General features: G+C 59.8%; 19 protein-coding genes and 1 tRNA gene. 11 read left to right on the top strand and 9 right to left on the bottom strand.

Features of this window, described 5'->3' with window-relative positions; translation table 11 throughout:
• Positions 1–56: 56 nt before the first annotated feature.
• The 3 genes from feaR to SGN16_RS13810 form a co-directional block, all read right to left on the bottom strand.
• Positions 57–1,007 (bottom strand): transcriptional regulator FeaR, encoded by a 951-nt coding sequence (gene feaR, locus SGN16_RS13820; RefSeq protein ID WP_210644877.1) that lies wholly within the window; start codon positions 1,005–1,007, stop codon positions 57–59.
• Between the two features lie 123 nt (positions 1,008–1,130).
• Positions 1,131–1,751, bottom strand: a complete 621-nt coding sequence (locus SGN16_RS13815; RefSeq protein WP_335944719.1) for a DUF3156 family protein — start codon at positions 1,749–1,751, stop codon at positions 1,131–1,133.
• Positions 1,696–3,195, bottom strand: coding sequence for an APC family permease (locus SGN16_RS13810; RefSeq protein ID WP_335944718.1), 1,500 nt, complete (start codon positions 3,193–3,195; stop codon positions 1,696–1,698). The genes SGN16_RS13815 and SGN16_RS13810 overlap by 56 nt, the downstream gene beginning before the upstream one ends.
• Before the next feature lie 289 nt (positions 3,196–3,484).
• Between SGN16_RS13810 and SGN16_RS13805 the strand changes: the two genes are divergently transcribed.
• Positions 3,485–4,813, top strand: a complete 1,329-nt coding sequence (locus tag SGN16_RS13805) for a hypothetical protein (protein ID WP_335944717.1) — start codon at positions 3,485–3,487, stop codon at positions 4,811–4,813.
• 39 nt (positions 4,814–4,852) lie between these two features.
• Here SGN16_RS13805 and SGN16_RS13800 read toward each other — a convergent pair whose 3' ends face one another.
• Positions 4,853–5,824 (bottom strand): methyl-accepting chemotaxis protein, encoded by a 972-nt coding sequence (locus SGN16_RS13800; RefSeq protein WP_335944716.1) that lies wholly within the window; start codon positions 5,822–5,824, stop codon positions 4,853–4,855.
• Between the two features lie 210 nt (positions 5,825–6,034).
• Between SGN16_RS13800 and SGN16_RS13795 the strand changes: the two genes are divergently transcribed.
• The 5 genes from SGN16_RS13795 (at position 6,035) to SGN16_RS13775 (ending at position 14,127) form a co-directional block, all read left to right on the top strand.
• Positions 6,035–7,522, top strand: a complete 1,488-nt coding sequence (locus SGN16_RS13795; protein ID WP_335944715.1) for an aldehyde dehydrogenase family protein — start codon at positions 6,035–6,037, stop codon at positions 7,520–7,522.
• 208 nt (positions 7,523–7,730) lie between these two features.
• Complete coding sequence (locus SGN16_RS13790) at positions 7,731–8,531, top strand: endonuclease/exonuclease/phosphatase family protein (protein ID WP_335944714.1); 801 nt, start codon at positions 7,731–7,733, stop codon at positions 8,529–8,531.
• Between the two features lie 180 nt (positions 8,532–8,711).
• Positions 8,712–11,135 (top strand): autotransporter outer membrane beta-barrel domain-containing protein, encoded by a 2,424-nt coding sequence (locus tag SGN16_RS13785; RefSeq protein ID WP_335944713.1) that lies wholly within the window; start codon positions 8,712–8,714, stop codon positions 11,133–11,135.
• Positions 11,136–11,406: 271 nt separating this feature from the next.
• Complete coding sequence (locus tag SGN16_RS13780) at positions 11,407–12,324, top strand: autotransporter outer membrane beta-barrel domain-containing protein (RefSeq protein WP_335944712.1); 918 nt, start codon at positions 11,407–11,409, stop codon at positions 12,322–12,324.
• A 177-nt stretch (positions 12,325–12,501) separates the two neighbouring features.
• Positions 12,502–14,127: an NADP-dependent glyceraldehyde-3-phosphate dehydrogenase gene (locus SGN16_RS13775; protein ID WP_210644860.1), complete on the top strand. Its 1,626-nt coding sequence runs from the start codon at positions 12,502–12,504 to the stop codon at positions 14,125–14,127.
• Between the two features lie 18 nt (positions 14,128–14,145).
• Here SGN16_RS13775 and SGN16_RS13770 read toward each other — a convergent pair whose 3' ends face one another.
• The gene (locus SGN16_RS13770; RefSeq protein WP_335944711.1) at positions 14,146–15,039 is read right to left on the bottom strand and encodes a DMT family transporter; all 894 of its coding nucleotides are present in this window, start codon (positions 15,037–15,039) and stop codon (positions 14,146–14,148) included.
• 136 nt (positions 15,040–15,175) lie between these two features.
• Here SGN16_RS13770 and SGN16_RS13765 point away from each other — a divergent pair, with 136 nt between their 5' ends.
• A complete protein-coding gene (locus SGN16_RS13765; RefSeq protein WP_335944710.1) occupies positions 15,176–15,613 on the top strand; it encodes an Lrp/AsnC family transcriptional regulator in 438 nt (145 codons plus the stop codon).
• Positions 15,614–15,655: 42 nt separating this feature from the next.
• On the opposite strand, the gene SGN16_RS13760 is transcribed toward SGN16_RS13765, so the two are convergent.
• A complete protein-coding gene (locus SGN16_RS13760; RefSeq protein ID WP_335944709.1) occupies positions 15,656–17,005 on the bottom strand; it encodes a hypothetical protein in 1,350 nt (449 codons plus the stop codon).
• Between the two features lie 400 nt (positions 17,006–17,405).
• Positions 17,406–18,077 carry a Bax inhibitor-1/YccA family protein gene (locus SGN16_RS13755; RefSeq protein ID WP_210644852.1) on the bottom strand — a complete coding sequence of 224 codons (672 nt, stop codon included), beginning with the start codon at positions 18,075–18,077 and terminating at the stop codon, positions 17,406–17,408.
• 124 nt (positions 18,078–18,201) lie between these two features.
• Between SGN16_RS13755 and SGN16_RS13750 the strand changes: the two genes are divergently transcribed.
• The 3 genes from SGN16_RS13750 (at position 18,202) to SGN16_RS13740 (ending at position 21,353) form a co-directional block, all read left to right on the top strand.
• Positions 18,202–18,289, top strand: a tRNA-Ser gene (locus SGN16_RS13750).
• A 127-nt stretch (positions 18,290–18,416) separates the two neighbouring features.
• Entirely contained in the window at positions 18,417–19,277 is an 861-nt protein-coding gene (locus SGN16_RS13745; protein ID WP_210644850.1) for an SPFH domain-containing protein, read from the top strand.
• Positions 19,278–19,556: 279 nt separating this feature from the next.
• Positions 19,557–21,353 carry a DAHL domain-containing protein gene (locus SGN16_RS13740; protein ID WP_335944708.1) on the top strand — a complete coding sequence of 599 codons (1,797 nt, stop codon included), beginning with the start codon at positions 19,557–19,559 and terminating at the stop codon, positions 21,351–21,353.
• 76 nt (positions 21,354–21,429) lie between these two features.
• Here SGN16_RS13740 and SGN16_RS13735 read toward each other — a convergent pair whose 3' ends face one another.
• Positions 21,430–21,621, bottom strand: a complete 192-nt coding sequence (locus SGN16_RS13735; RefSeq protein WP_210644846.1) for a DUF2188 domain-containing protein — start codon at positions 21,619–21,621, stop codon at positions 21,430–21,432.
• Between the two features lie 112 nt (positions 21,622–21,733).
• On the bottom strand, positions 21,734–22,633 hold the full coding sequence (locus SGN16_RS13730) for a polysaccharide deacetylase family protein (RefSeq protein WP_335944707.1): 900 nt from the start codon (positions 22,631–22,633) through the stop codon (positions 21,734–21,736).
• Positions 22,634–22,848: 215 nt separating this feature from the next.
• Between SGN16_RS13730 and SGN16_RS13725 the strand changes: the two genes are divergently transcribed.
• Positions 22,849–23,103, top strand: a complete 255-nt coding sequence (locus SGN16_RS13725; RefSeq protein WP_025213787.1) for a DUF6555 family protein — start codon at positions 22,849–22,851, stop codon at positions 23,101–23,103.
• Positions 23,104–23,202: the final 99 nt, after the last annotated feature.

Raw genomic sequence — 23,202 nt, 5'->3', positions numbered from 1 at the left:
GGGGCTTTTTTTGGTTACGGGCACCCTGAGCATGAAGGTGCCCATCCTCACACCGCCTACGCCTGCTGCAGATGGCTGGAGCGAAAATCCTTGGGTGAAAGTTCGAACTGCTTTTTGAACGAGCGGCTGAAGTGAGCCGAATCGGTGAAACCCCACTTGTAGGCGATCGAGGTAATGGACTCGTCCCGCAGGAACGGGTTGCGCAAATCATCGGCGCTGCGCTTGAGTCGGGCACGCTGGATGTAGCGGCAAACGCTGTCATCCTGCTCTTCGAACAAACGATACAGGTGCCGCACCGAAATGTTCACCCGATTGGCCAGGCCCACCGGGCTCAAGCCCGGTTGGGTCAGGGACTCGTCGATAATCTTCTGCACGTAGCTACGCAACTGGTTGCCTTGCAATACCGAACCATCGTCGCGCGCGTCCGAGCCCCGTTCCAGGGCCGAACCCAACAGCGAAACGAAGGCACTCTGCAACGCCTCGCCCTCTCCTGCGGCGCCTTCGCCGTCCGGGGTGTCCTTGCACAACTGATCCATCAACACATGCAGCATCCGCCCGCAGGCCTTGCTTGAGGATACCTTGCCGAAGGTTCTGGTTTCCCCACCCAGTTGCCTGGACACATCCTGGCGAGACAGGGACAGCACGACGTGTTCGATCAACCCGAACGGACTGATTTCAAGAGCGCCCACCGAATCCATCAACAGCAGCTCACCGGGCGCCAGTTGAATGCTCAGGTCGTTCTGGGTGATCCGGGAGAAGCCACTGCGCTGGCTGACCAGGAAACAATCGCGGTCATCGTCGTGATCCGGATTGGGCGAGTGTCGCTTGATGGAACCTGCGTTGGTGCGCAGGTTGGCGAGGGCAAGACCGCCGCGGGAGAAATTGGACACCTGGCCGATAAACAGCGCGCGATTAAAGGCCAGTTCCGTATCGAAGTGACCGCAGGTCGCGCGCAGATCCCGATTCCAGGTCTCCAGCCCGTCCTGCCCAACCTGTTGCATGCTCATGGCGTTCTCCGCAGTGGCTTATTGTTTTTGTCCGGCAATAGTTAACATGTTATCTATATGCGCGCAACAAGTACCTGTTCACCAGTGCAGTAGCAGGATTGATGCCAGAGCGGAGCCAACCGATCAGAGGGTTCCCAACACCCGCTGCAAACCGCTCAAGGCCGCCAGCAAAGCTGTGCGCTGCTCGCGGCTCAGAGGAATATAACGACGAAAGGCCGGCATGCGATTCACCACTTCACTGCCGCCCATATGCTCCAACCGTACACACCACTGGCGCCCTTGCAGATCAATGCGCAGGCGTTTGAAGTCCAGCGGCATGAGGGCTTGATACAGCACCGAATCGTGCTCTATCGCCGTCCTCAACCGGCCCGCCAGCTCACCGTCACCGCCGCGCTGCCGACAAGCGATGCCGCGACGGCGAACCGCTCCGCTGTGGTGCAACTCCAAGCGTGCCGTGCCCTCTCTCGACGCGGGCACGCGCAGTACGAACTCTGTCATCACCAGGTGCATCAACAGTTGCGACTCGGTGCGCTCGACGACTTCCAGTTGCAGGCTGCCATCGTCGGTAACCACGGTCGCTGCCGCCGGGCCCGACACCTCGAAGCGCGCCAGCCCGAGGTTGCGCCGCAGCAACTCCAGGGTCACCCCGGGCCGATAACCGCTCGGGGCACGCTGGACACTGAACAGTTCAGACAGCTTTTGTCGCAGGTTCGATAAATTCGCTGACAGGTTGCCCCGGCTCATGGGAAAACTCCTTGGCCAGCACGTCTTCCACCGACGCCGGCATGAATGGGTTGACCTTCTGCACCACCAGGGTCCAGAACAAGGCATACGCGGCGGTGCCACCAAGCATTACTGCGAAGGGAATGTAAATGTCCGCCGGGTTCATGCCCGGCGGAGTGATGAACCACATGCCGATGACAATGCCGACGCTGGACAGGATCTGCGGCAGTGGGAAAAACGGCGAGCGATAGGCTCGTGGCAAGTCCGGACGGCGAATCCGCAGGCTCACCACCGACACGGTCACCAGCAGGTAGGCAAAACTCCAGGCGCACACGGCGGCCAGCACCAGGTGCATGATGTTGTCGGTATTGCCGCCGAGCCACAGTGCGTGCAGGCAAGGAATCAGCATCGCCACCAGGATGCACAGCAACGGGGTCTTCAATCGTGGATGCAGGTAGGTGAAAACCTTGGGTAACGCGCCGTCCACCGCCATGCCATAGAGAATCCGCGGCACGCCGGCCATCAGCGTATTGATAGTCGCCGCCCCGGCGAACAGAAAGCCGATCCCCAGCCACATCGGGCCTATGTTGCCCATGACCTGCTCGGCGAAGCGCGGAATCGCCATGGGCGTGTCCAGCAAATGCACGCCGCTGGTGGCGTCCAACAGCACGTTTTCCACCTGGCGCTTCATCGCTGCGCCGTAGATGAACATGCAGGTGGCAACGCTGAACAAGCCCAGCATCATGGCCCGGGGCATGGTCCTGGCCGAGCGGCGCAGGTCCGGCGCCAGGGGCGTGACGAATTCACAGCCGACGAACATGAACATCGCCATGCCCACCAACGACAGCACGGTAACCAGATCGGTGCCTACTATGGACTCACCGAACCAGCCCTGCAGCTCCACCGCCGGTGCCGCGATCAACCCCAAAACGCCGAACACCATCAGGGTCGTCCACATGCCAAACGTGAGGATGATTTCAGCCCGGCCAAAGGCGCTTACGCCGAACGCATTGAGCACACCAAAGATCACCACGAAACCAACGCCCAACAACCAGGAACCGCCCGCCGATTCGGCCAGGGTGTTGAGGTGCTCGAAATTCACCAGGGCCATGACTCCAGCCAGGATGGTCTCGGCGGTACCGGCGAACACGTGGACAATCAAATAGGCCGACAGCGTTCCGGTGATCGCAAAGAAGCGCCCCATGCCGCAGTTGATGTAGTCATACACCGAACCGGTGGTAGGCAGGATCGAGGCAGCCTCGGCGAACGTGGTTGCCTGGGCCATCATCATCACCAAGGCGATCAGCATCGCCACGGCAAAAGCACTGCCGCCGATGCCAAAGCCCATGGTCGCGGTGAGGATCACCGGGCTTGCCATGATCAGGCCAATGGTACTGGCCAACGCGGTGGGGAACCCCACCGTACCCCGGTTCAAGTGCTCGGTGAGCCTGTCGTTGATAGACATCGTGCTGATCCTCGAAAGCGGATTTTTAGTATGGATGCTACAGCCGTCCAGGAGCCGGCGCTCAGCCTTCCCCAGCCAGTCCCTGATCGAAACGGCGTTGCGTGCAGCATTACTCTGCGCCGCCTCGCCCCGGGCGTCTTGCCCATGTCTGCCGCCGGTTTTGTTGCTGCCTGCCAGCATTCTCCCCCTGGCGGGCTGGATCAATTGCCTGGCAGGCAGATGAAAGACTTCCTGCACCCAAGCTCCCCTAATGCGCGCTCTGCTGTCCTATCACACAGGGGAAACCACCATGGAGCACACACGTAATAACGCTTTGCTGCGTAATGCTATCGGCCTGGGCATCGCCTTGCTGGTCGCCGATTCGTCGGCCCAGGCCTATGAGCTTTATGCCGACGAAGACACCACCGTTACCGGCAACTTCCTCGCGGTCTACGGGATGTTCAACAGTCGCAAGAACTATGACGGCACCACCGGCGGTTCGAGTTGGCGCGAAGGTTTTATCAAGTATGGCTTGAGTATCGACCAGACACTCAACGGCCTGGGCAGCGTCTACGGGACGGCCAACCTGGTCAGCTCCGGCACCTGGGGTGATGGCGATGCCGGGGGCTTGAGCGATGGTTCCGAACGCACCACAAAATTCGATGAAGCCTTTGCCGGCTGGCGTTCGGGGGACTTGTTCCCGATGCTGGGCAAGGACGGCGTCGACGTGTCCTATGGTCGCCAGGTGATCACCCTCGGCGATGGCTTCATCATCAACGACGACGGCTTGAACCTGGGTAAAGGTGTCGCCGATGGCGAGCTCAACCGCGGTGGTGCCTATTACCTGGCGGCCCGTCATGCCTTCGACAAGACCGCCGTGTTGCGTCTTGGCGGCAAGGAAGGCGTGCATGGCAGCCTGATGTGGATCAAATCCGACAACCGCGCCCAGGCCAATACCGAAATGGCCGCCGGCACGCTGGAATACAGCGCCGCGCCTGGCACCCTGGGGCTGACTTACATCCATGGCATCGATGTCGACGACCACTACGCCAGCGACTTCCAGAAACAGCGCGAGGGCATGAATATCTACAGCCTGCGCGGTGCCGGGAATGCCGGCATCGAAAACGCCCACTTCGCCTTCGAATACGCCTGGCAAGACAAGGACGCCGGCCCGGAAAAAGCCTGGTACACCGAAGCAGGCTATACCTTCGCCGACCTGCCCTGGACGCCCGACCTGACCTATCGCTACAGCCGCTACTCAAAAAACTGGGACTCGATGTTCAACGGCCAGAACCGTGGCTACGGTACGTGGTTCCAGGGCGAGGTGGCCGGCAACTACTCCGGGCCATTCAACAGCAATACCGCGATCCAGCACGTCGGGCTCAAGCTCAAGCCGGCGGAAACGGTGACCATTGGCGCGTTGTTCTTCGACTACAAGACCCTGCACACCCGCGAGGCGTTGAACCTCGATGGGCGTGAAATGGACCTGTATGTGGAATGGGCGCTGAACGAGCACCTGATCGTCACGCCGCTGGTGGGCTTGTACAAGCCTGAGAAGGATGCGGACAACGGCGGCAATCAGGTGAGCGGCAATGGCACCAACGTCTACAGCCAATTGGTGGTGGCGGTTCCATTCTAACGGTGTCGGGAGCTGCCCCCACGGCAGCTCTCTCCCGATTTATTGTTTGTGCTGGTGCAACATGGTCTGGATCTGATGCGTTGCCTGGCGGGTGCTTTCCGCCAGCTTGCGCACCTCGTCGGCGACCACGGAGAAACCGCGCCCGACCTCACCGGCCCTGGCGGCCTCGATCGCCGCATTCAATGCAAGCAGATTGGTCTGGTCGGCGATGCCCTTGATCACTCCCACCACCGTGGCAATCTGGGCGTAGGTCACCTGGTTCTGCTCCAGCATGCGCTGATGGGTGGACTGGGCCGAGCGTTCATCGCTGATATCGCGTACCGCGCCGATAACCCGAGCCAGGCATCCCTGGGCATCGCGGACCGCACGACCACGTTCGCGGCACCAGATGTAATCCCGCGTCTTGTGGCGCATCCGGTATTCGAACACGTATTCGCCGCTGCCTTGGGACCCGAGGATTTCCCGATCGAAGATCGCCATGATCTTCGGCAGGTCATCCGGGTGGGTAATGCCGACTTGTGCATCCCAGCCGTCAGGCAATTCATCTGCCCCGTAGCCCAGCAACGAGCGAAACTGACTGGAAAAGCGCATGCCGCTGGCCGGGTGCTGAAGATCGCCGTTGACCACCGTGATGTCCCAGCAGCCTTCGGTCAGTGTCGATTGCAACAGCTCCCAGATCTGCGCCTCCTGGCGCTGCTGCTGTAACTGCTGGCTGTGCTCATCCAGGCGGGCTTGCAGTAACTGTTCGCGCTCCCGGGCCTGTTCCAGTTGTTGGCGAACGGCTTCCAGCGCGTGCTCACTTTGCTGCCCCCGAAGGGTTTGCTCAGTCAGCCGTTCTTCGGCCTGGCGAAGCTGCTCGGCAGCATTGACCATCTGCCGGGCATGCTGCTCCAGACAACCCCGCAGTGGTGCATACGCCTCCAGCATCGGTGCGTCATCCGTTGCGCCGGCCAGGGTTCGCTGCACTTGTTCGATCAATGCCCGTTTCTGTTTGTTGGTCTGGAGAAACATCGCCCGCCCCTTTGCCCATCGAATCGAAACCCTGATCTGAACGCAAACCCGGCGTGCTGGCTTGTACCTGGCTGCAATGGCCTTTGCCCGAGGCTGCCAGTCGAAGGCAATTGGCAGCCACAGACATACCGTGGGGCAGGCACAGTCAAGCGCCCCAGCCCACCCGGGATTAACCTCGGGCTTTCCCTTGTTCGCGATCAGGAAACCCTCATGAGCGATATTGTCCTGCTGCCTCAAGTCGAAGCCTTTCTCGGTCGACGCCACGCCCTGTTCATCGATGGCCACTCCCTCGAAAGCCAGAGCGGCCAGACGCTGGACGTCATCAATCCCGCCACCGGCCAGGTCATCGCCCAGGCCGGCGTGGCATCCAGGGGCGATATCGATGCAGCCGTGGCGTCTTCCCGGCGCGGCTTCAAACTGTGGTCCCAGGCGGCACCGGCAGTCCGTGGCCAGGTGCTGCTCAAGCTGGCTGACCTGTTGGAACAGCATCGCGAAGAGCTGGCACAGCTCGAAACCTGCCAGTCGGGGAAAATCATTCATATTTCCCGCGCCTTCGAAGTCGACCAGGCCGCCCACTTCCTGCGTTACTACGCCGGCTGGGCGACCAAGATCGGCGGCCAGACCATTACCCCGTCGCTGCCCTCCTTCGCTGGCGAACGCTACACCGCATTCACCCTGCGTGAACCGGTCGGGGTGGTGGTCGGCATCGTGCCGTGGAATTTTTCCACCATGATCGCCATCTGGAAACTCGCCTCGGCACTGGTGACCGGCTGCAGCATCATCATCAAACCCAGTGAGTTCACCCCGCTGACCATCCTGCGCATCGCCGAACTGGCGATCGAGGCCGGCCTGCCGGCGGGCGTCCTGAATGTGGTGACCGGTGGCGGCCAGGTGGGTCAAGGCTTGATCGAGCATCCGGGCACCAACAAGGTGTCGTTCACCGGTTCCGTGACCACCGGCATCGCCGTCGGCCGCGGCGCCATGGGTGCTGGGTTGACCCGCGCGACCCTGGAGCTTGGCGGCAAGAACGCAGCGGGATTCCTGGCGGATGTGGATCCCGACGTGGCAGTCAACGGCATCATCGAAGCCGGCTTCCTGCACTCGGGGCAAATCTGTGCGGCGGCCGAGCGCTTCTTTGTCCATCGCTCACAACTTGAACCGATCATGGACAAACTGGCCCAGCGCCTGAGCAAGCTCAACATCGGCTCGCCCCTGGACGAGCGCACCGAGTTCGGCCCGGTCACCAACCGCCAGCATCAACAGAAACTCGGCGCCTTATTCGACAAGGCCCGGGCGCAAAACAACACCATCGTCCACGGCGGCAAACTGATCGACGGCCCTGGCTGCTACGTCGAGCCGACCATCATCCTCGCCAACCATCGCGACGACACCTTGCTCAACGAAGAGACCTTCGGCCCAATTGCGACGTTCTTCCCCTACGACAGCGAAGAGGAACTGCTGGAGCTGATGAACGACTCGCCCTATGGCCTGAGCGCCAGCCTGTGGACCAACGACCTGGGCAAGGCCCTGCGCATGGTTCCCGCCATCGAAGCCGGCACTGTGTGGGTAAACATGCATACCCTGCTCGATCCGGCGGTGCCCTTCGGTGGCAGCAAATCTTCAGGGATAGGCCGGGAGTTTGGCAGCGCGTTCATCGACGACTACACCGAACTGAAGTCGGTGATGATTCGATACTGACCCTCAACGCCCAGGAGCCTGCGTCCGACACATTTCCCGGGGTGCCCGTGGAATCTGTGTTCCCCCCAAGATCCCCTTGTGGGGGCAGGCTTGCTCGCGAAAGCGGTGGGTCAGCTTGCAACGAAGTTGACTGGATACACGAAAAATCCGGAACTGCCAAAGCCTCCCGTCAGTCGCATGAACAGATACGTCTGATTCAGGAGCAAACGTGACTCACGATCCCGACTGGCGGGCCGTCGAATCAGTGCCATCGGACGCGCCGGCGGCGGTCCACCGGCTACGGGTCCTGACGGTCAACACCCACAAGGGTTTCACCGCCCTCAACCGTCGTTTCATCCTGCCCGAATTGCGTGAAGCGGTACGCAGCACCGGTGCCGACCTGGTGTTCCTGCAAGAAGTGCTGGGCGTACACGACCGCCACGCATCGCGCTATGACAACTGGCCGCAGACCTCGCAATACGAATTTCTCGCTGACAGTATGTGGAGCGACTTCGCCTACGGCCGCAATGCGGTGTACCCCGACGGCCATCACGGCAATGCCTTGCTGTCCAAATACCCGATCCGCCAATTCCGCAACCTCGACGTTTCCATCACTGGCCCGGAGCGACGCGGGTTGCTGCATTGTGTGTTGGACGTCCCCGGGCACGCCGAAGTCCATGGAATCTGCGTGCATCTGAGCCTGCTGGAAAGTCATCGCCAACTGCAGCTCAAACTGCTCTGCCAATTGCTCGACTCGCTGCCCGACGACGCCCCGGTGATCATCGCCGGCGATTTCAACGACTGGCAGTTGCGCGGCAATACCGCCCTGGCCCGCCGCCAATACCTGCACGAAGCCTTCGAGTACCATCATGGCCGCCCTGCCCGGACTTATCCGGCCCGCTTCCCCCTGCTGCGCCTGGACCGCATCTACCTGCGCAACGCCACCAGCCATGCCCCGAAAATCCTGGGGAGTAAACCCTGGACCCACCTGAGCGATCACCTGCCGCTTTCGGTGGAAGTGCATCTATGAGCCGGGACTTGCCCCGAAAAAGTTGGCGCCCTACCTGTAAGTTCTGACAGTAGCGACGTTCGTTATTCGTTGTTAGCGTGCCATTCCATACAGCGAGCGTTGCCAGGCCCTGTGTGCCTTCCGTAGTGCAACCGATGCTGAACCCGGCATACCACGGATGCCGAAGCAGAGGGATAGCACATGAACTTGCGCGAGCATGGATTCAATCGGCTGCTCAACGCCCTATGGATATCGACCCCCTTCCTGTTACCCGTCCCGTCTGCCATGGCGGCTTGCTCACTGACGCCGACGATAGGCAATGACGCCTATGTTTGCGATAGCGGCAACAGCCCCGGACTGACGGACCTCTTGGGAGATAACCGCCTGACAATGCCGGCCAATGGCAACGGTGTCATCCAGGGTGACGTCACCTTTGGCGCCGGAATCGATAAGATCCAGATCAACGCCAATGGCGTGATTCAGGGCGACGTACAGCAAGGCTCCGGTATTGACGATTTCGTCATGAATGGCGGCACCATCCAGTCCCTGGCCCAAGGCGACGGCCTCGATACGTTCTTTATGAGCGGTGGCACCATTGTCGGAGCGTTCGAAGACGGCGATAACGCCACAATGACCGGCGGCACCATCGGGCGGGTCGACATGAAACTCGATGACAACTTTTTCGATATGTCCGGCGGGCAGATTCTCGGCAACCTGGTGACCGGTTTTGGCCAGGACACCATTATCCTTTCGGCAGGACGCATCGGCGGCAACGTGAGTGTCAGCGGCGGCAACGACAGTATTACCGTGAGCGGTGGCGAAATCGTCGGCCAGGTCCGTAGCAGTTTCGGCGATGATCGGTTCCAGTGGAGCGGTGGCGTCATTCGCTCGGCCATTTTGATGGGCGAAGGCAACGACACGGCGCTGCTGAGCGGCCTCGATGAAACCGCACTCGCAACCACCCCCAGCCTGGATGGCGGGTTAGGCCAGGACGTATTGAGCTTCGAAGGCACAACTTCCGGCACCGGCTCCCGCTACATCAACTGGGAAACGGTCAACCTCACCCAAGGCTCGCGCCTGGACCTCAATGACACGCTGACACTGGGTGACAGCACCACCGCCACCGGAACACTCAACATCGAAAGCGGTAGCACGCTGACGGCGACCCAAGGCGTCATCGCCCCTTTTACTGCCGGTCAGTTGGCAACACTCAATAACGCCGGCACGGTGGACCTCGCCGCCGGCAACAGCCGCACCAACGATACCCTCACCGTCCAGGGCAATTACGCTGGCAACAACGGCCAGTTGCGCCTGCAAACCGTACTCGGCGCGGACGACTCCGCCAGCGATAAGCTGGTGGTCAATGGAGGAACACTCACCGGCAGTACCGCCATCACGGTCACGAACCTGAACGGCGCGGGTGCGCTGACCACCCAAAACGGCATCGAGGTGGTCCGGGCCGAGGGAAGCGCGGTCAGCGACAGCGGTGCATTTTCACTGGCCCAGTCCGTCTCGGCCGGCGCGTTCGACTATCGGTTGTTCAAGGGCGGCGTGACTGGCAATGAAAACAATTGGTACCTGCGCTCAACCGTGGTGGCAGGCCCGATAGCGGCACCCAGCCCGATGTTGCCAGCTCTACCTGTCGCGGTACCCGGTGCTGCGCCGATTCCTTTGTATCGCCCGGAAGTGCCCACCTGGTCGGTGTTGCCTCCTGCAGCGGCGCAACTGACGCTGATGGCCTTGGGTACGTTCCATGATCGCCAGGGTGACCAGCGCTTGCTCACGGAAACCGGAGCATTCGGCGCAGGGTGGGGCCGGGTCTATGGCAAGGATCTGGATCAGACCTGGGCCGGCACCGTGACCCCAAGCCTGGACGGGTCCATCAAGGGCTTTCAAGTAGGCAACGATCTATACAGCTCAGCGCTGTCCGCAGGCCAGACCCAACGCATCGGGTTCTTCGTCGGTCATACCGAACTCAATGGCGATGTCAAAGGGTTCAACCTGGGTTTCGAAGACCGACGCGCCGGCAAGATAGAACTCGACGGCGACAGCTTTGGGTTGTACTGGACCCTCATCGCCCCCTCCGGTGGCTACGTCGACACGGTGGTGATGGGCACGCGACTGGACGGCGACAACCGTTCCGAACGCGGGGTAAAAATCGACAATCGCGGGCACGCCTTGAGCCTTTCGGCGGAGGCCGGTTATCCCTTCGCGGTGGCCGCCATGTGGGTCCTCGAACCTCAGGTCCAGATCATCCATCAGAAAATTTCCCTGGATAGCCAGGACGACGGGATCGCCAAGGTCGAGTTCGATTCCGACAGTGCCTGGACCGGCCGCCTCGGTGCTCGCCTCAAGGGCCGCTATCAGGTCAGTGGCATGCCGGTGGAACCGTATCTGCGTGCCAACCTCTGGCACACTTTTTCCGGCACCGATGCGGTGACGTTCGACAATGCCCAAAGGATCGAGACCCAACAGCGCGCCTCCACCGGCGATCTGGGCGCTGGTGTCATCCTCAGCGTGGCCCCTACGGTCAGCGTCTACGCTGGCGCCGACTACGGCCAGAACCTCGACAGCAACCAGCAACGCGGCATGTCGGGTAATCTCGGTATAAGGATCAGTTGGTAAGCGGAGCTAACAAAATCAATTAATTCAATATAAAACAACATGTTGTATACCCTGATTAAACATCGCCATTCATCGTCCATTTTCTTGACGCAATGGCTTCGGTCTTCTTGACTACAACGTACTACCCCCGGAAATACAGTCAGGGGCAGGCCTCTGGAACCCGCCGAGACGGGCCGCCAGAGGCTTGCCTCAATCCATTCGGTCGCCCCTCATTCGGGGTAGGAGAGACGCCAAAAAGCGAGAAATGCATGCGATTGCAAGGCAGGCCCCCATGAACACCCCCCTCCGTCCACAAGAGATCACCACCACCTTTTACACCGTCTCGACTTCGTTGCTGCTCCTTTCGTCCATGGAGGTGCAGGCCTGGCCTGTCGAAGAGGCGTCGCAGCCCTGGTATGGTCGAACCCCACCGGACAGCCTCAACGCGCCATTCATCAGCACTGACACCGCGTCGAATAAAAGCCCCGCCCTCTTCACTCTGCGCAACGACAGCGGGCACACCCAGCGCGTAGGCCTGATCAGTGGACAGCATCAAATCATCGCCAGCGCCACCGGCGTGCTGGTGACACCGACCCTGGCCGAACCGCAGAAAGACGCGCTCAACCTGCATGGCCCCAACCTGGGCGCCTACTGGAGCCTGACCGGGCCCGCAGGCTGGCACGTGGACCTGAGCGCCAGCGGTGGTCGGGTCAACGGTTACAGCCGCACCGAACAAGGCCAGCGCCAGGTTGCCGAGGGCAATGCCGTGACGCTGTCGGTCGAAGGCGGTTTTCCCATCGGCATCAGTACTAACTGGGTGGTCGAACCCCAGGCGCAATTGATCAACCAGCGTGTCACCCTCGATACGCCGAACACAGAGACCGGCACTCGCAATAATGAACTGAGCACCTGGAGCGGTCGCGTGGGGGCGCGCCTCAAAGGCAATTACCAGGTCAACGGCCTGGGAGTGGAACCCTACGTGCGCACCAACCTGTGGCATACCGTCCAGAGCAATGACACCTTGACCCTGGATAAGGTCGACAAGATCAGCAGCAGTCGAAAATCTTCCACCGTCGAAGTGGGCCTGGGCCTGGTGGCCCGGGTCACGCCAGTGGTCAGCCTGTATGTCAGCGCCGACTACAGCAGCGATGTCGACGATAACGATCTGAACGGCATCATTACCAGCATGGGCGTGCGGATGCGCTGGTAAAACACAGCACTCGGGCAGGCCGGCACAACGTGCTGTCGGCCTGCCGGGCTGTTCGTTAAAATTCCCGTCACCTGCCACGCCGCTTAAAAAAAGCCTCCATTAAGGCGTATAACGCTAAAAGCGATTTACACCTGCAAGCCGCTCGCCCATGGCTCATTTCATTGATGGAGTAACGACATGACCACAGCCTCCCGTCTCGCCAACCTGTTTCCCAGCGCAGTCGACATCCCGGACGCTTACCGTCTCGAGGGTCAGATCGAACAACGTGAATACCTGGTCGATGGTGTCCTGAGAACCTGGCAGGGCCCCCTGGCCGTGGTGCGCAGCCCGGTATACCTGACCGGCGCCCATGGTGATGAACAAGTGATTCTGGGCAGTACACCGCTGCTGGATGCCGAGACCGCCCTCACCGCCCTGGATGCGGCCGTGCGAGCCTATGATCGCGGCCAGGGCTCATGGCCAACGATGCGCGTCGCCGAGCGCATCCGTCACGTGGAAACCTTCCTGGCGCGCATGCGCGAGCAACGCGAGGCCGTGGTCAAGTTGCTGATGTGGGAAATCGGCAAGAACCTCAAGGATTCCCAGAAAGAATTCGACCGCACCTGTGATTACATTGTCGACACCATCAACGCCCTCAAGGAACTGGATCGACGCTCCAGCCGCTTCGAGCTGGAACAGGACACCCTCGGGCAGATCCGGCGCGTGCCGCTGGGCGTAGCCTTGTGCATGGGGCCGTACAACTATCCGCTGAACGAAACCTTCACCACGTTGATCCCCGCCTTGATCATGGGTAACACCGTGGTGTTCAAGCCGGCCAAACTTGGCGTGCTGCTGATCCGTCCGTTGCTGGAAGCCTTTCGCGACAGCTTCCCGGCAGGAGTGATCAATGTGATCTACGGCAGCGGTCGGGAAACCGTCAGCGCGCTGATGGCCAGCGGCAAGATCGACATCTTCGCGTTCATCGGCACCAACAAGGCCGCCAGCGATCTGAAAAAACTCCATCCGCGTCCGCACCGCTTGCGTGCTGCCCTGGGGCTGGACGCGAAGAACCCGGGCCTGGTGCTGCGGGACGTCGATCTGGACAACGCCGTCAGCGAGGCGCTGACCGGCTCGCTGTCATTCAACGGCCAGCGCTGCACCGCGTTGAAAATCCTGTTTGTCCATGAAGACGTGGCGCCGGCATTCATCGAGAAATTCAACGCCAAGCTCGCCACGCTCAAACCCGGCATGCCTTGGGAAGACGGCGTGGCGCTGACGCCGCTGCCTGAAGCGGGCAAAGTCGACTACCTGCATTCGCTGGTGGCCGATGCGATCGCCAAAGGCGCCGCGGTAACCAATGCTCACGGCGGCGAGTCCCGCAGCTCGTTCTTCTATCCGGCGGTGCTCTATCCGGTGAACACTGCGATGCGCGTCTACCACGAAGAACAGTTCGGCCCGGTCGTGCCCATCGTGCCGTACCGCGACCTCAACACCGTGGTCGATTACGTGCTTGAGTCCGACTTCGGCCAGCAGCTCAGTATTTTCGGCACCAACCCCGCCGAAGTCGGCAAACTGGTGGACGTCTTCGCCAACCAGGTCGGGCGTATCAATATCAACGCCCAGTGCCAGCGAGGCCCGGACACCTTCCCGTTCAACGGCCGGAAAAACTCCGCCGAGGGCACCTTGTCCGTACACGATGCCCTGCGCACTTTTTCGATCCGCACACTGGTGGCGACCAAGTTCCAGGACAACAACAAGGCGCTGATCAGCGACATCATCCGTGAGCGAGACTCGAACTTCCTGACCACCGACTACATCTTCTGAACCGCGTCGAACGTTGGGTCATGACAGGGCTGGGCGGCGCAACTTGATGCCCCAGCCCTGTTGCATGCCTGCGGCCGCCAACAGGATCGCCGCCACACCCAGCCATTGCAGCGGTTCGAGGCGATGGCCGAAGGCAAACCAGTCGACGAAGATCGCCGCAATCGGATAGATGAACGACAGCGCGCCGGTGACCGCCGTCGGCAAGCGTTGAATCGCGCTGTACAACAACACGTACATCACACCGGTATGAACCATGCCCAGGGTCAGCAGACTGGCCCACGCCTCGGCGTGTTGCGGCAACGCTGAGAAGTTCGCCCAGGGCGCCAACAGCAAGACGCCGGTACTGACCTGAATCAGCGCGATCAGATGCGGCGGCGTGCCGGTCAGGCGCTTGATGATCAACGCCGCGATGGCGTACAGCAACGCCGCACCCAGCGCCAACGCGATGCCTAGCAGATAGTCGCCGCCCCCCTGCCCTTGTTCGCCGTGGGCACTGACGATTGCCAGCATTCCGAGGAACGACACTGCCAGCCAGAACAGTTTTTGCGCGGTGATCTTTTCCCCCAGGAACAGCGCCGCCAACCCGACCAACATGAACGGCTGGACGTTATACACCGCCGTACCGATGGCAATCGAGGCGCGGGAGTAAGAGGCGAACAACAACACCCAGTTACCGACAATCGCCACCCCACTGAGCACAGCCAGCAGGAACGTGGTGCGTGTCAGGATGCCTGGACGCAAGAAGCCGAAACCGGCGCAAATCAGCAGCAAAGTAGCGGCACCAAACACGCAGCGCCAGAACACCACATCCAGCACCGGCAGGCCCGAGACCAGCACGAACCAGCCTATGGTTCCGGAAATCAACATGGCGGCAGTCATTTCGAGCGAACCGCGGCGTAGGGTCTTGTCCATCTTCAGGCTCCTTCAGCAAGTGAGGCACAGTATGCCGAGCCGACTGGGGGCTTCTCCATGGTTTGAAAAAGGCTAAACTGGCGTTCAACCTTTTTTATCAAGGCAACTTCGAGCATTCGCCTAACGGAGCTGAAAAATGACTGACGACATCGACCAGACCCTTATCAGCGCCTTGATGGAAGACTCCCGACGCTCCCTCAAGGCCCTGGCAAACCTCAGCGGCCTATCTGCTCCCAGCGTCGCCGAGCGACTTCGCCGGCTCGAAGAACGTGGCGTGCTCAGGGGCTATACCGTTGAGGTGGACCCCAAGTGCTTCGGCTATCAACTGCAGGCCATTGTGCGTATTCGCCCGCTGCCGGGGCAGTTGCAGGAAGTGGAGCGGCAGATCCAGGCCATTGCTGAATTCACCGAATGCGACAAGGTGACTGGCGAAGACTGCTTCATTGCCCGGCTGCATGTGCGCTCGATGGAACAGCTGGACACGCTGCTGGACAAGCTCAATGTGCTGGCCGAGACCAATACGGCTATCGTCAAGAAGACACCGGTCAAGCGGCGCTTGCCACCGATGGCGTGAGTTGGAACCGGCCTCGGCTAGTGTCCGAGGCCGGAGGGCACGTTACTGGAGATCTCCCGGTTCAGGGCTGCGTTGTACTTTGTGCACCTCTTGCTCAGGCGCATTGCTCGCCTTCATCAGGTTAAGGGGCTGTATTTTGGCGCAAGCGTTCAGGCCGTCGGCATAGACACCACTGTGGTTGCATTTCCAATCATAGAAATTAGCCAGGGCACCGGACAATTGCAGGCTGTAGTCGGTGCTTCGCGTGCCAGGGGTAAAGGGCTGTCCGGCCGGAATATTCTGGAACCATTTCATCCACTCCTCACCTCCCACAGGTGGCGGGTTGGCTTGGAAGGTCGGGTTCATCAGCGCCAGTTGCTGGTACTCGGCGGTCATGTGGCAACTCAGGCAAGAAGCCTGGGGATTGTCCACCGGACCGTTGAGGCGCCCGTTCCAACCCAGATGGGTCGGTGGCAGCTCTTTGGTGTTAGCGTTGATGGCTGTCTGCTTGAGCGCAGGGTTGATCTTGGTTTCGGTGGGGGTCGGGTTGGTGAACGTGTCGCCGATCTCTTTCGGATCGTTGCCCCACATAATCCCTACAGGCACCAGATTGTTCCAGTTCGCTTTACCGGTCACGGCACCGTTGTATTGAAACGTCCCGAACAGCCAGCCAGTGTCGCTCACGCGGGTGTCGCGCACGGCGATGTCCATCTGAATCAGCGCGACTTTGGTCACCGCGCGTTCTGTCGAGGTGAACGTCTTGGTGGTGTAGGCATTCCAGAGCAATGGATTGGCCAGGAATGGCACCGTAGTGACGTCTATATCGGCAAACAGCGCCTTGCAGACGACGGTACCGTTGGGAAAGCCCTTGGGTTGTGAGGTGTAGCTGGGGTCAGGGTTTTGCGGGTCTTTCCAGACCTGACCAATGGTGTAGCCCCCTATATCGTTATAGATACCTACTGCGTAGGTCTGGCCGCTGCCTTTTTGAGTGCTCGCCAATTGCAATGGCTTGATCGGTGCTTCCTTGGTGAGCCCGCGGATACCTTCACGGCCATTGGGGCCATAGTGTTGCCATGGCATGTGATACCACTGGCGGACCTTGTTTTTCTGTACATCCCAGCCGATCTCCGTATTGCCTTCCAGGCAATAAGCCTTGACCTCGTTCATATAGGAACGCCAGGTCTCGAAATCATTGCTGAACTTGGTGGGCAGATGCTTGAAGAATGCCGGCATCGAAGAAGGGCCCGGGGCCACGGTGGGATAGTCTTGGCTGAGTCGGAACAATGGACCGGAGTAAGCACTCTTGGGTGGCCTGTAGCCGAAATCAGGGAAGGTGCCCGCTTGGGCGCCCGCCATGGTCAACGCGCCTGTCAGGGTCAGTAATGTAGCGATCTTTCCTTGGGGCTGGTTCATCGATATCTCCTTATAGGGAGAACGCCTGCCGTCCCATCGAATAGTTGAACGATGCGCAGGGTCTCCTTCTGTTATCAGGCTTGGGCACCATGCCCGTACCTGCTCACGGTCCACGCTCAGTGATGTGTCCCACCTCCTTGAGCCCAGGAATCGGGCACGACCAGACCTGGCTTGAGAGCCCAATGCGAACGATATTCGGAGGTTGTGGCGAGACTTCGCGCAGTCGCTGATCGATCCACTTCATGCCGCCCCTGGCAATGCAGTCCCTAGCCATAGGTGTAGATCATTTATTCAAAGGTGCCATCACGTTTAAGGCTTTTTGCGGGCCATTGGCCATAACCTCAAACCGTGGACGAAAAAAAGCCCGCCGAAGCGGGCTTTTCGCTCATCACGAATGCAATCAGTCGTCGCGGCCCATCAGGCCGAACAGTTGCAACAGGCTGACAAACAGGTTGTAGATCGACACATACAGGCTGATGGTCGCCATGATGTAGTTGCGCTCGCCGCCGTGGATGATAGCGCTGGTCTGGTACAGGATGCAGACCGACGAGAACAGCACGAAGCCCGCGCTGATCGCCAGTTGCAGGCCGCTGATCTGGAAGAAGAAGCTGGCCAGCACTGCTCCCATCAACACGAAGAAACCAGCGGTGATGAAGCCGCCCAGGAAGCTCATGTCCTTGCGGGAGATCAGCACGTAGGCCGACAGCCCACCGAACACCAGCGCAGTCATGGCAAAAGCCGAGCTGACCACTTCGGCGCCGCCCTGCATCTGCAGGTAACGATTGAGGATCGGGCCGAGCAGGAAGCCCATGAAACCGGTCAGGGCGAAAGCCGATACCAGGCCCCAGGCCGAATCACGAAGCTTGTTGGTGAGGAAGAAAAGACCATAGAAACCGATCAGCACGACAAAGACGTTCGGGTAACCCACCCGCATCTGTTGTGCGACGTAGGCCATCACACCGCTGAAAGCAAGCGTGAGGGCCAGCAGGCCATAAGTGTTGCGCAGGACGCGGCTAACCTCTAGCTGCTCAGCCTGCACGCTGTTGTTCACTGCGTAATCCTGTTCGCGCATGGCGACACTCCTCCGGTTTTGAAACATTCAGTGGCAAGGATCATAACAGACGCTCTGTAACAAGCTACGTAGAGAGTTTGACAGTGTGTTTCATTCGGGTATTATGGCGCCCGCAACGCAATACGGAGGTGTGGCCGAGTGGTTTAAGGCAACGGTCTTGAAAACCGTCGACTGTAACAGGTCCATGAGTTCGAATCCCATCGCCTCCGCCATATTCTTACGTTAAAGCCCTGATTATTCAGGGCTTTTTCGTGTCTGGCATTCAGAATCCCTGCTTCGGTTTTTCAGGATTGACACACCGTTATGGCAAAACCCACCCCTACACTCAAGGAAAGAAAAGTGACCAGTAAAACCATCGGTTCTCTCGTTGCGGCAATCGTAGGCGTCGTCCTGTTGTGCGTCTTCTTTGGCAGTTGGTACACGGTCGATGAAACCGAGCGTGGCGTGCTGTTGCGCAACGGTGCGCTGGTCGGGGTGGTAGAGCCGGGACTGTCGTTCAAGACCCCGTTTATCGAGTCGGTACGCCTGATCAGCGTGCAAAGCCAGGTCACCGCTTATGAAGACCTGCAGGCCTACAGCAAGGACCAACAGTCCGCGCAGCTCAAGGTGTCGGTGTCCTGGCACATCGCGCCGTCCGATGTGGCGAAGGTCTACACCCAGTTCAAGGACCTTGAGGGTATCCGCGACCGGATGATCAGCCGCCAAGTGCCGACACAGGTAGAGAACGTATTCGGCAAGTTCAACGCCGTGGCTGCCGTGCAGAACCGCGTGCAACTGGTCAACGATATTTCGACCGCAATCAAGGCGACGATTACCGGGCCGGTGATCATCGACAGCGTCCAGGTCGAAAACATCGACTTCAGTGACGCTTATGAAAAGGCCATCGAAGCGCGCATGGCCGCCGAAGTGCAGGTCAAGACCCGCGAGCAGCAACTGGCGACCGAGCAGGTTCAAGCCCAGATTCGTGTCACCCAGGCCCAGGCGGAAGCCGATTCGCAAGTTGCCCAGGCCAAGGCAGATGCGCTGGCCACCGAATTGCGCGGAAGAGCCGAGGCTGAGGCGATCAAGGCACGCGCCCAGGCCCTGGCCAGCAACCAGAACCTAGTGGAACTCACCAAGGCCGAGCGCTGGAATGGCGTATTACCCACCACCGTGCTGCCGAACGGCGCCCTGCCCTTCATTGACATCAAGAATCAGTAACCCCTTGCCTGCGCGGTCAATCCTGGCCGCGCTCGTCCAGCGTCTCGGCCCTTACGGCCAGTGACATCGACCTGTCTCGTTAACGCTACACTCACGTCACTGACGACCCCCGACGTTCACCGTTAGCAGGGAGCTCAACGTGTACCCAGGCAAAAGCAAACCCACGCAAACATCGCTACGACGGTTCAATGCTCTCCCTTTCACCTCGCGCCCTGACATTTCCCGCCCGCCCGGGCATTCACCGACACCCTCGACAGGCGCCCTGAACAGGAGAATCGCGTGACCAACATTATCAAGAAGTACAAATGGCCTGCTTTGCTGGCCGCTGCGCTGATTGTGTTTTCAGCCTTGATATTCTTTTTGATCAAATCCTATACGTACGACTCATCGACTTACTTCGAATCCCGGGACTTCGTTCGCCAGCTCAAACAGGCCGACGCCAACTGGAGCCTGAAGATCCTGAGGAAAAAAATCGGCGTCAATAACAACCTGTCGCTGGCGCCACCGCCAGAGGCAGGCAGTCGCTGGGAGCAGCTGGAGCAGCTCAATAACGCAGGTCCCCTGGCGGCTCTCTGGGCGTCCAGGCGCCAAGGCTATGTAGATGCGGTCAAGAACAAGACAGCACTGGTCGATCAATTCCAGCAACACAACGCCAGGCTGCGCACCGCCCTGGACGCACTGCCGATCATCGAAGACGACATTCAAACACTGCTCAAGGAGATGACCGTCATAAGCCCTGCGGAACACCTTACGGTGTCTTCCAACGTGCTTGAGCTGGCACTGACGACACTGGAGTACGCATTGTATGTCACCTCGGACAAAGCCAAGGAGGTGCAGAACCAACTCAGTGAACTGGAGCGATACATCGGCCAGTTACCCGCGACCGATCAACCTCCCTTCATCGCCCTTGCGCAGCACGTCAGATCCATTATCGAGGAACAACCGATCGTCAATGACCTTCTTGACCGCATCAGTGTGATTCCGGTGGCCCAGGAGCTGGACAGCATCAATGAGCTGTTGAACGAGACGCAGCGAAGGACGGCCGCCGCGGACCGTCAATACCATGTCTATCTGGGTGTGTGTGCCAGCCTCATGGCGCTATTGATGATCTACCTGGCGGTGCGGCTGGTTCGCAGCTATGCCGTCATCAACCAGATCAACCACGAGCTGCAATCGTCCAATGAACGGCTCGAGGAGCGCGTGCAGGAACGCACTCGCGAACTGAAAGAGGCCGAACGTGAACTGGTGGACGCCGCACGGATGGCAGGCATGGCCGAGATCGCCACGAACGTGTTGCACAACGTTGGAAATGTGCTCAACAGCGTGAATATTTCCGCGGACCTGGTAACCCGCAAGTTGCGCAGCAGCAAGACACTGGGCCTTGGAAAAGCGGTAAGAATGATGAATGAACACGCCGATGACCTGGGCCAGTTCATCACCAGCGATGAAAAGGGCAAATTGTTGCCGCGCTACTTCAACGAACTGGTCGACTCCATCGCCGCCGAGCAAACGCTGCTTATCGAAGAACTGGCGCAACTGACCAAGAGCATCGACCACATCAAGGAAATCGTCACCACCCAGCAAACCTATGCCGGAGCCGCCAGGCTGATCGAAGCACTGAGCATCAGTGACCTGTTCGAAGACGCGCTACGCATGAATTCGGGCGCGCTGAGCCGGCACCACGTCACCGTCATCAAGGACTATCAGGACGTCCCGATGATAATGGGTGACAAGCACAGGTTGCTGTTGATCCTGATCAATCTCATCAGTAACGCCAAATTCGCGATGTCGCACGTCAGCGATCATCCTCGGGAAATGATCCTGGGAATCCGGGTCGTCGATCAAAAGACGCTGTGCGTCAGCGTCAAGGATCGAGGCGAAGGCATTGCACCCGAGAACCTGGCCCGCATCTTCAACCACGGGTTCACGACCCGCAAGGACGGCCATGGCTTCGGCTTGCACAGCTGCGCCTTGGCAGCGGTTGAAATGAATGGCCACCTTCATGTCCATAGCGACGGCCCTGGACAGGGAGCGCTGTTCACCCTGGAAATTCCGCTGGAACTGGCACCCGCCTGACAGAGATGAAGGAATCGGCTGCGCAACGAACCAAACGGCTCGGTTCGCAGCCAACTCCCCTCGCCTTTTGACGTCGCTATTTGGCGGTCGCAGTCTGGCCGCTGTGTTTTTTCCTGGCCGGCAATGCGGCGGCGTAGGCCAGTGCTTCCTCACGGGAAGCAAAGGAGCCCAATCGATCGGCCTGAGTGCAGACCCGCCATGGGCCGCTGTTTACGCTGAGCACGTCATACCCGTTGATATGCATTTTGGTCAGCATCGCAGTACTCATTGTCACCTCCTTTCGAGACAAACCAGGGTTACGCTACCTACCTTACACTCAGTTCGCGCAAGGGTGCCAACCGAGCGTCGCAACCTTGAGCAGCGACGCTGACCTGAGCCCCTCAATGGGAATCCGAATCCCACAACCAATCCCACAAACCAGGCAGGTGCACCGGCTCGGCAGCGTTCCTGACGGTGCGCGCCATCGCCGCCCGCTCCAACGCTTGACGATCATCATAGAAGGGCTTGGCGTCGGTCCTCACACCCGTGGCTCGGGCCGCGTCGAGCAGGATTTGCAAGTATTCCCGGGCGTGTCGGGCGGTATAGCGGTTGAGGTCATGGAAGGTGACCACCACCGGGATCACCCCGTCAACCGCAGGCAACTGCCCGGCGGCGATGCGTTCGCGCACTTCGGAGAGCTGGCGCGTCAGGTTGATTCGCCGTCGCGGGCTGGCGGTGATCCCCCAGACCTTACCGTCGTTAGCGCTCAGATCGGTCAGCAATACGTGCAAGCCATGCCGCTGGTAAGCGGCGAATGTGCGCCTGTCGTAGCTCCAGAACGGCGGCCGCACCAGACTGGGCGCAGCCCCCGTGATGGCGGCGATATCGCCCCCGCCCTTGACCAGTGACTGCTCCAGTTCGTCCGGACTCAAAAAGCGATGATTGGTGTGCCAGTAAGTCGCCGTATGGAAACCCAGTACATGACCTTCGCGCTGCTCACGGTGCATTACCGAGCGGCCGATGTCGCTGTTGCCGGCTCGCAGCGCACGGGTCTGGACAAAAAATACCGCCTTGATCCCCGGCTGCACTGGGTTGTGCGCAAGGGCATCCAGCACCTCCAGGCTCGGGTTCCAGAAGGACGAGGCACTGGGGCCGTCATCGAAGGTCAGCAAAAATCGGATCGGGGGTTGGGCCTGCAGGCTTTGCTCGGTTTGTGGGGTCAGTTCGATGGGCGGGCCGATGCATCCCGACACACCGATGGCGAGGACTGCGATAACCAGCGCCCTGGCGATGTTTTTCATGTTTTGCCTTTATCTAATACCACACTGCCTTGCCTATTGATCCCTGGCACATGGAGCTGAAGCTCACCTTGGAGAAGGTTAACCGGGTTTGGTTCCTGACAGCGAGCACCGACTTGACTGCGCTGCTTGGCCTGATTTTTGACCGTCTGGGCAATTCGATGGAATTTTCCGCACGCTGCCGTATCCATCCGTATAGAACTAATTAGGGAGGATTTATGGGCGGGCCATCGCTTTACATCATCGACTACGTGCTCCATGGCGAGCCGAAGTCATTCATCATTCGCGCAGAAGTGATGAATAACTCCGAAGCTTGGCATTGGGCCAGTTGCGACGCGGGGGTCGGGCGCATACCGAAATTCGGACGGGAAAAGGTCAAGCGGGTTTCAAAACCCCTTGCTGAAAAATACGGCATTACCGACGTGCGCTGGCGAGCGAGCGTCGCGCCGTCCTGGATCAAGGAGTCCGGCTGACTTAAATAACCCAGTTTCCGGCGCACCGGTTGTCCAATCGGGCGCCGGATTCTTCGACAGAATCGACATAACTCAACTACGCTTTAAGCGACAGCATGA

This window comes from Pseudomonas sp. G166 (genome assembly GCF_037027455.2).
Lineage (GTDB): Bacteria > Pseudomonadota > Gammaproteobacteria > Pseudomonadales > Pseudomonadaceae > Aquipseudomonas.
The sequence above is the reverse complement of the archived record's forward strand: the minus strand, read 5'-3'. Positions and strand labels throughout refer to the sequence as shown.

Bases quoted from the DNA above. Each gene is read 5' to 3' on its own strand.
- feaR (WP_210644877.1), bottom strand. From the start codon at position 1,007: ATGAGCATGCAACAGGTTGGGCAGGACGGGCTGGAGACCTGGAATCGG.
- SGN16_RS13815 (WP_335944719.1), bottom strand. From the start codon at position 1,751: ATGAGCCGGGGCAACCTGTCAGCGAATTTATCGAACCTGCGACAAAAG.
- SGN16_RS13810 (WP_335944718.1), bottom strand. From the start codon at position 3,195: ATGTCTATCAACGACAGGCTCACCGAGCACTTGAACCGGGGTACGGTG.
- SGN16_RS13805 (WP_335944717.1), top strand. From the start codon at position 3,485: ATGGAGCACACACGTAATAACGCTTTGCTGCGTAATGCTATCGGCCTG.
- SGN16_RS13800 (WP_335944716.1), bottom strand. From the start codon at position 5,824: ATGTTTCTCCAGACCAACAAACAGAAACGGGCATTGATCGAACAAGTG.
- SGN16_RS13795 (WP_335944715.1), top strand. From the start codon at position 6,035: ATGAGCGATATTGTCCTGCTGCCTCAAGTCGAAGCCTTTCTCGGTCGA.
- SGN16_RS13785 (WP_335944713.1), top strand. From the start codon at position 8,712: ATGAACTTGCGCGAGCATGGATTCAATCGGCTGCTCAACGCCCTATGG.
- SGN16_RS13780 (WP_335944712.1), top strand. From the start codon at position 11,407: ATGAACACCCCCCTCCGTCCACAAGAGATCACCACCACCTTTTACACC.
- SGN16_RS13775 (WP_210644860.1), top strand. From the start codon at position 12,502: ATGACCACAGCCTCCCGTCTCGCCAACCTGTTTCCCAGCGCAGTCGAC.
- SGN16_RS13770 (WP_335944711.1), bottom strand. From the start codon at position 15,039: ATGGACAAGACCCTACGCCGCGGTTCGCTCGAAATGACTGCCGCCATG.
- SGN16_RS13765 (WP_335944710.1), top strand. From the start codon at position 15,176: ATGACTGACGACATCGACCAGACCCTTATCAGCGCCTTGATGGAAGAC.
- SGN16_RS13760 (WP_335944709.1), bottom strand. From the start codon at position 17,005: ATGAACCAGCCCCAAGGAAAGATCGCTACATTACTGACCCTGACAGGC.
- SGN16_RS13755 (WP_210644852.1), bottom strand. From the start codon at position 18,077: ATGCGCGAACAGGATTACGCAGTGAACAACAGCGTGCAGGCTGAGCAG.
- SGN16_RS13735 (WP_210644846.1), bottom strand. From the start codon at position 21,621: ATGAGTACTGCGATGCTGACCAAAATGCATATCAACGGGTATGACGTG.
- SGN16_RS13730 (WP_335944707.1), bottom strand. From the start codon at position 22,633: ATGAAAAACATCGCCAGGGCGCTGGTTATCGCAGTCCTCGCCATCGGT.
- SGN16_RS13725 (WP_025213787.1), top strand. From the start codon at position 22,849: ATGGGCGGGCCATCGCTTTACATCATCGACTACGTGCTCCATGGCGAG.